This is a genomic window from Mycolicibacterium vaccae NBRC 14118 = CIP 105934, assembly GCF_001552715.1.
In the GTDB taxonomy this organism is placed as follows: Bacteria; Actinomycetota; Actinomycetes; order Mycobacteriales; family Mycobacteriaceae; genus Mycobacterium; species Mycobacterium vaccae.
Window position 1 is genome coordinate 1 of the sequence record NZ_BCRS01000244.1, and the last position, 5,713, is coordinate 5,713.

The window sequence follows — 5,713 nt, forward strand, 5'->3', positions numbered from 1 at the left end:
CTGCCGTGTTCGGGGGTCAGCCCGGGCAGCGGCGCGCGCGCCCCCGGCCGGTCGGCGGTCCGCAGAACGCAGGCCGCGGAGAGTTCGGGTCGCGTTCTGCTGCCGGTGAATTCGGCTACCGTCCAGACTTCGCCGGCGTCGTGGGCACGCACCGCCGAGAACGTCTCGTCCAGTGGTCCGTCGACGGCGATCCGGTAGGCGGCCAGAAAGCCGCGTCCGTCGTCCACGCCGCTGTAGCGCTCCGTGGCCGCACCGGACAGCGGGGCGGGCGGGGCGTCGTCGACCGTCACGTCCCAGCCGGCCTCGCGCAGGTGGTCGGCCAGCCGGCGCGCCGCCACTTCCGCGGTGTCCCGCAGCGGGATTCGCGGCGCGCGTGCCGACAGCGCCGCGATGTTGGCCGCGGCCCCGAGGGTGAGACCGACCCAGGTGACGCGGGTGCCGTCCACGTCGCGGTGGGTCACCCGGACCTTGTCGAAGGTGATGCCGTACCGGTCCAGGTAGCCGGCGAGCAGGGCCGGGGGCAGCTCGGCGGACTCGCGCGGCTGCAGGCGCAACGTCACGGTGGCGTACTCGGCCGACGGTTCGGCATCACGGATCCGGCCGCGGCGCAACAGGATCGCGAGTCGCCGTCCGAGAATGGTGGTGACGAAGTGGCCGCGCCAGCGCGCGAAGAGCACGACGACCACGGCGATGGCCACGCCGAGCAGCCATCTCCGCCCGACGGTCTGCCACGGGTAGGCCATCGCCGCCGGGACGACGAGCAGCGCGGCCAGGGTGAGCCGGATGGTCATGACGGCGTCTCCTTCCTTCTTGCGTTCAGCACACACACGGCGAGCACGACGAGCGCCAGCACCCCGGCCCCGGCGAACGCCACCACCCGGGGAACGGGATCGCGGGTCGGCGGTGGTGGCGGCGCGGCGACCGGTTTGACCGCTGCCGCGTCGGTGTCTCCGGCGGTGGCCGGCACATTCCAGGTCAGCGCCGCAACCGGGTCGAGGCGTCCTGCACCGACGAGATTCGAGGGTGCGGTGGCCGCCGCCTGCGCCGTGCCGGTCAGGCGTTCGATCACCTGACGCGCGGTCAGTTCGGGAAACCTGCTGCGTACCAACGCTGCAACGCCGGACACGTAGGACGTCGCGTAGCCGGTGCCGCGAATCGGGTCGATCTGGTCCTGACCGCCGGGCAGGCCGTCGGCAAGGCTGCCGGTGTCGTCGTTGCTCACCGACACGATGTTCTCGCCGGGGGCGGCGATACCGACCCAGGGCCCGGCCAGCGTGAACGGTGACGGTGTGCCGTCGGCGCCCAGCGAGCCGACCGACAGCACGTAGTCCTGCCACCACGCCGGGATCGACACGGCGGTGACACCGGACCAGTTCCGCGGATCCGACGGCAGTGCCGGGTCGCCGAGCGGGTTGGCGCCGCAGCCGCTCGCCGCGCCGCCGTCGCCCGTCGCGGCCACGATCACGGCGTCCTTGTCGACCGCGGCGTAGCGCAGCGCAGCTCCCAGGCCGCTCTGGTCGAAGTTCCTGCCGGCCGGCACGCAGGTCACCGCGGAGATGCTGATGACCCGCGCGCCCAGATCCGCGGCGCGCACGATGGCCCGGGCCATCGCCTGCGCCTCCACGGTCGCGCGGGTGACGACGGGGTCCTCCCCGCCGTCGCGGGGCGCGTACCGCGGAGAGGTCAGTCGGATCGCCAGGATGCGGGCTTCGGGTGCCACCCCGGAAAACCCGTCTGGACCGGGCTGTCCGGCGATCAGGCCCGCGGCGAGGGTGCCCTGCCCGTCGCAGTCGGTCAGTCCGTCACCGGCGGCGACGAAGTCGCCTCCGGCCTCGACGTTGGGCAGTCGCGGGCCGGGCCGGACCCCGGTGTCGAGCACCGCGACGGTCTGGCCTTCGCCGCGGCTGTGGGTCCACGCCTGCGCCAGGTTCAGCGCCGACCGGTTCGGGTCGACGGCGCCGGGGTCGGCGCCCGGTGTCATGCCGGGTGTCAGGGTCGCGGTGACACACGGATTGCGTTGGGCCATCGCACCGACGGGACCGGCGCTGCCGCTCGGCGGTGTTGCGCCCGGATCGACCTCCGGTGGCGTGATCGCGCCTGCCGGGGGCACGCCGACCGCCAGCATCGCGGCCGTCACCGCCAGCGCCGTGCTCGCGCGCCGCCTCACCGGTCCGTCACCCGCAGGTGAGCATTCATCGTCAGAATCCGTTCAGCGCCAGCGTGAACAGCCCCACGAGGTAGGCCATCACCGGGATCACCGACGCGTCCACGGCGGCCGCGGCGAAGCCGAGGAGCCGACGCATCGGCAGCGAGTAGGTCTCGGGCTCGGCGATCCGCGGGTTCAGCGCGGCCACCACCCAGGCGGCCACCAGGACGGCGAACACGCCCAGCGCCCACCAGGCGGCGCCGTAGCGGCCCGTCACCGTGAAGACGGCCAGCAGCGCGGTGGCGGTCAGGAACGGCTGCGCGAGCAGCCACGCCTTGCAGGAGGCCGAATCCCACACGCGGGCGCGCAGCACCGCGCCGAGGGCGACGGCGCCCACCAGGAACCACGCCCACGGCGACACGCTGCCGTCGCCACCGACGGCGGGCCACAGCACGAACACCGAGCCGGTGACGCCGAGCAGCACGCCCGCGGCGATGAAGCCGGTCTGATGCGCGTCGCTCGCGCGGATGCGCCGGGGCAGGTCCTGCAGCACCCGCAGCGGCGGGGCGGACGGGGTGGGGTCACCGGGCGCGGGGATCACCGGCACCGGCAACCGGGCGCACATCGCGGACAACTGCGCCGCCTGCACGGTGACGATCAGCCCGACCAGGATCAGGATGCAGCCGATGTGCAGCGCGGTCAGCGTCCACAGCGACGCCGCCGCGGCCACCAGCAGCGTGCCGAGCGCGGCGGCCGCCACGGCGGTGAACAGCGCGACGGCGCGCTCGCCGACGGTGATGCTGATGACCGACCAGGCGGCCACGCCCGCAGCGCCCAGCACGATGTTGGCGGCACCGAACTCGCCGGGGACCGCGAGCGTGAACGCCGCAGCGACCGGCGGCAACGCGGCCGCAGCCAGTGCGGTCGCCAGTCGTGGCGAACCGGCCCGGGCCAGCAGCGCGCCCAGTACCGCGCCGATCGCGACCGCGCTGACCGCGAACAGCCCGATCAGCGAATCAGTGAACACCCGGTGCGCGACCGACAGCGCGGTGGCGACCAGGATCAGACCGATCACGGCGGCGGTGGCGCCGCGGCGGATGTGCCCGATCCCCCAGGGCTTTTCGCGGGCGGCGGAGAAGATCATCGCGGCGTCGGCGATGTCCTCGACGATACGCGGTGCGGGCGGCCCGGCCGGAACCGGTTGCAGCGCCAACAGATCGCCGTCGACGACGCCGACCGTGTTCAGTGTCGCGTCCAGGCTGAAGGGCGCGCCGCCGATCGGCGCGAGGCTCAGCGGGGCCGCCGCGGTGCCGGAGTCGTCGCTGGGCGCCACGATGCGCTGCACCGCGGGGACGATCTCGCGCAGCGGAAGCTCGGCGGGCAACGCGATCTCGGTGATCCGACCGGCGCGGTCGGCGGCGTCCTCACCGGCCTGCTCGGCGGTGAGCACGGCGACACGGACGATCGGCACCACGGCGCCGGCGGAACCGAGGGTGTTGGTCTCTAGCGGTGGCATATCTCTTCTCTCTGGCTTCTGCTGTCGTCGAAGTCTCTGGTGAGGGGCTGGTCCGGGAACCAGGGGCCGTCCGGTAGCGCGCCGGTCAGCCGCTCGACCGCGGCGGCGACGGCGATCGGCTCACCGGGGGCGAACGTCGAGATCCATTCCCCGTCGCGGGCTTTGGTGGGACTGACCAGCACCCGGCCCGCGGTCGTGTCGACGACGCTGACCCCGACGTCGGTGCTGACGCGGTGCCCGTCACGGTGCTGGCCGGCCACGATCTCGACGTAGGTGCGGGGCTCCTCGAACGCGGCCACCACCACAGGGCGCGCGGACGGGGGGACACCGAGGTAGTCGAGCAGGTCACGGACCGAGGCGCCGCGGCGGATCTGGTCGTCGGCTTTGGCGCCGACCCGGGCGGGCAGGGTGAACTCGGCGAACCGGGCGGGCGAGCGGCCGGACAGACCGACCGTCAGCACCGGCACCAACGCCTGCGGATGGTCGATCTGCATCTCGGTCAGCGTGATCAACCCGCCGCTGCGCAGCGCCACCACGGTCCGGGCGGCGTCGCGGGCGACGATGCCGCGCAGCATCGCTCCGCGCTCGCCGACGAATCGCAACTCCAGCCACTGGGCGGGCCGGCACACCGACCGGATCCACCGGGCGACCGCGGGGTCGACGGCCCCGTCGGCGTCGAGCACCCCGATCCGGGTCAGCCGCTCGGCCTGCGCCGCCTCGAACCGCGCCCGGTCGCCGTGGTCGCTGTAGGGCGGCGTGACCGCCAGCACCCACGGGAACGACCCGGCACCGAGCGTGTCGGCGAGGTACCAGGCCGACTCGGCGGTCAGCTCGACGGCATCAGCGCGCACGGGCACCCGTCAGCCCCACTTGGCGCCCTCGGCCTGATCGCGTGCGGCCATCGACGTCGTGTTCATCTCGTGGGTGCCGGCCATCGCCCGGTAGGCCCGGACCAGCTCCTCCATGGCCCCGTTCCACTGTGCCTGCCAGGCCTGGTAGGTCATGCCGGTGTCGCCCTGCCAGGAGGCCTGCAGCGCAGTCTGCTCTGCGGCGATGTCTGCGCCGACGGCGTAGAGCGCACCGGCGTAGCTGTTCATCTCGGCGGCGTGCGCGAGCATCGCCGGGTAGTTGTACATGATCTGTGACATCGAGATCTCTTTCGGTGAGGTGTCGGTGGGCCAGGCTCAGATGGCGGTGTAATTGCTTGCGGCAGCGGCGTCTTCGGCCACATAGGAGGCCGCCGCGTCACCGATGTTGGCCTGCGCCAGGTCCAGCAGCGCGTTGATCTTCGCCGACGCCTCGACGAAGCGGGCGTGCGCGGCCTGGAACGCAGCCGAGGACTCCCCCATGTGGAAGGCCTGCGAGGACTGCGCCGCCTGCTCGGCCTGGGCGATGGTGCTGCGCATGAGCGCGGCCTTCGCACCGAACGCCGCCTCGGAGGCGACCAGCTGCGGGATGTGAGCGTCCAGCATGCTCATGGTTGTTCCTTTCCATCGTGGTGGTTGTGTCGGTCTTCGTTCTGGTGAGCACCGTTCTGGTGCTCCGCGTCGGCACTGGTGTTCGGGTCCCAATTGCCCGGCAGCATCGGGGCTTTCGGCCCGCCGCCGAACGCGTCGCCCGACAGCGTGGTCAGCCCGCCGGCCTGTTCGGAGTCCTTGGCCAACGTGCCCGCGAAACCCATCCGGCCGGCACCGCGCTCGCCGGCGGCGATCCGGGGGTCCTGGCGTACCGGCGGTTCGTCGCCGGCGTCGGGTCCGGGTTCGTAGTCGGCTTCCGGTTCGTAGTCGGCATACGCGTCGGCGTAGGCGCGGCCGGTGATCTCGTCCTTCTGTCTGCGCCTGCGTTTGCGTCGCTCGGCCGCTGAGGCCGCGATGCCTGACGCCGCCGCAGGGATACCCGACGCCGGCGCCTTGGCGCTGCTGGAGCCGCCCACCGTCGGCGAGAAGCCCTCCTCGGGGTCGCGGCCGGCCACCGCATACGGCACGAACGGGGCGACCGCCGCGGCGGGCGCACCCGGTGCCGGTGCCGTGCCGGTGGTGACCGTCGCCGCC

At 73.3% G+C, this 5,713-nt stretch carries 7 protein-coding genes; all 7 read right to left on the reverse strand.

What is annotated here, in order from left to right; genetic code table 11:
- On the reverse strand, nt 1–791 hold a 791-nt coding region (gene eccE / locus MVA01S_RS28190; RefSeq protein WP_060941787.1), incomplete at its 3' end, for a type VII secretion protein EccE.
- Nucleotides 788–2,125 carry a type VII secretion-associated serine protease mycosin gene (gene mycP, locus MVA01S_RS28195; protein ID WP_051015398.1) on the reverse strand — a complete coding sequence of 446 codons (1,338 nt, stop codon included), beginning with the start codon at nt 2,123–2,125 and terminating at the stop codon, nt 788–790. The genes mycP and eccE, both read right to left, overlap by 4 nt.
- Before the next feature lie 73 nt (nt 2,126–2,198).
- Complete coding sequence (gene eccD / locus MVA01S_RS28200; protein WP_003933731.1) at nt 2,199–3,662, reverse strand: type VII secretion integral membrane protein EccD; 1,464 nt, start codon at nt 3,660–3,662, stop codon at nt 2,199–2,201.
- Nucleotides 3,650–4,513 carry an ESX secretion-associated protein EspG gene (locus tag MVA01S_RS28205; protein WP_003933733.1) on the reverse strand — a complete coding sequence of 288 codons (864 nt, stop codon included), beginning with the start codon at nt 4,511–4,513 and terminating at the stop codon, nt 3,650–3,652. Before MVA01S_RS28205 ends, eccD begins: the two co-directional genes overlap by 13 nt.
- Nucleotides 4,514–4,522: 9 nt before the next feature.
- Nucleotides 4,523–4,810, reverse strand: coding sequence for a WXG100 family type VII secretion target (locus MVA01S_RS28210; RefSeq protein ID WP_003933734.1), 288 nt, complete (start codon nt 4,808–4,810; stop codon nt 4,523–4,525).
- Between the two features lie 36 nt (nt 4,811–4,846).
- A complete protein-coding gene (gene esxG, locus MVA01S_RS28215; RefSeq protein WP_003933735.1) occupies nt 4,847–5,140 on the reverse strand; it encodes a type VII secretion system protein EsxG in 294 nt (97 codons plus the stop codon).
- A partial coding sequence (locus MVA01S_RS28220) for a PPW family C-terminal domain-containing PPE protein (RefSeq protein WP_494337736.1) occupies nt 5,137–5,713 on the reverse strand: 577 nt, incomplete at its 5' end. The genes esxG and MVA01S_RS28220, both read right to left, overlap by 4 nt.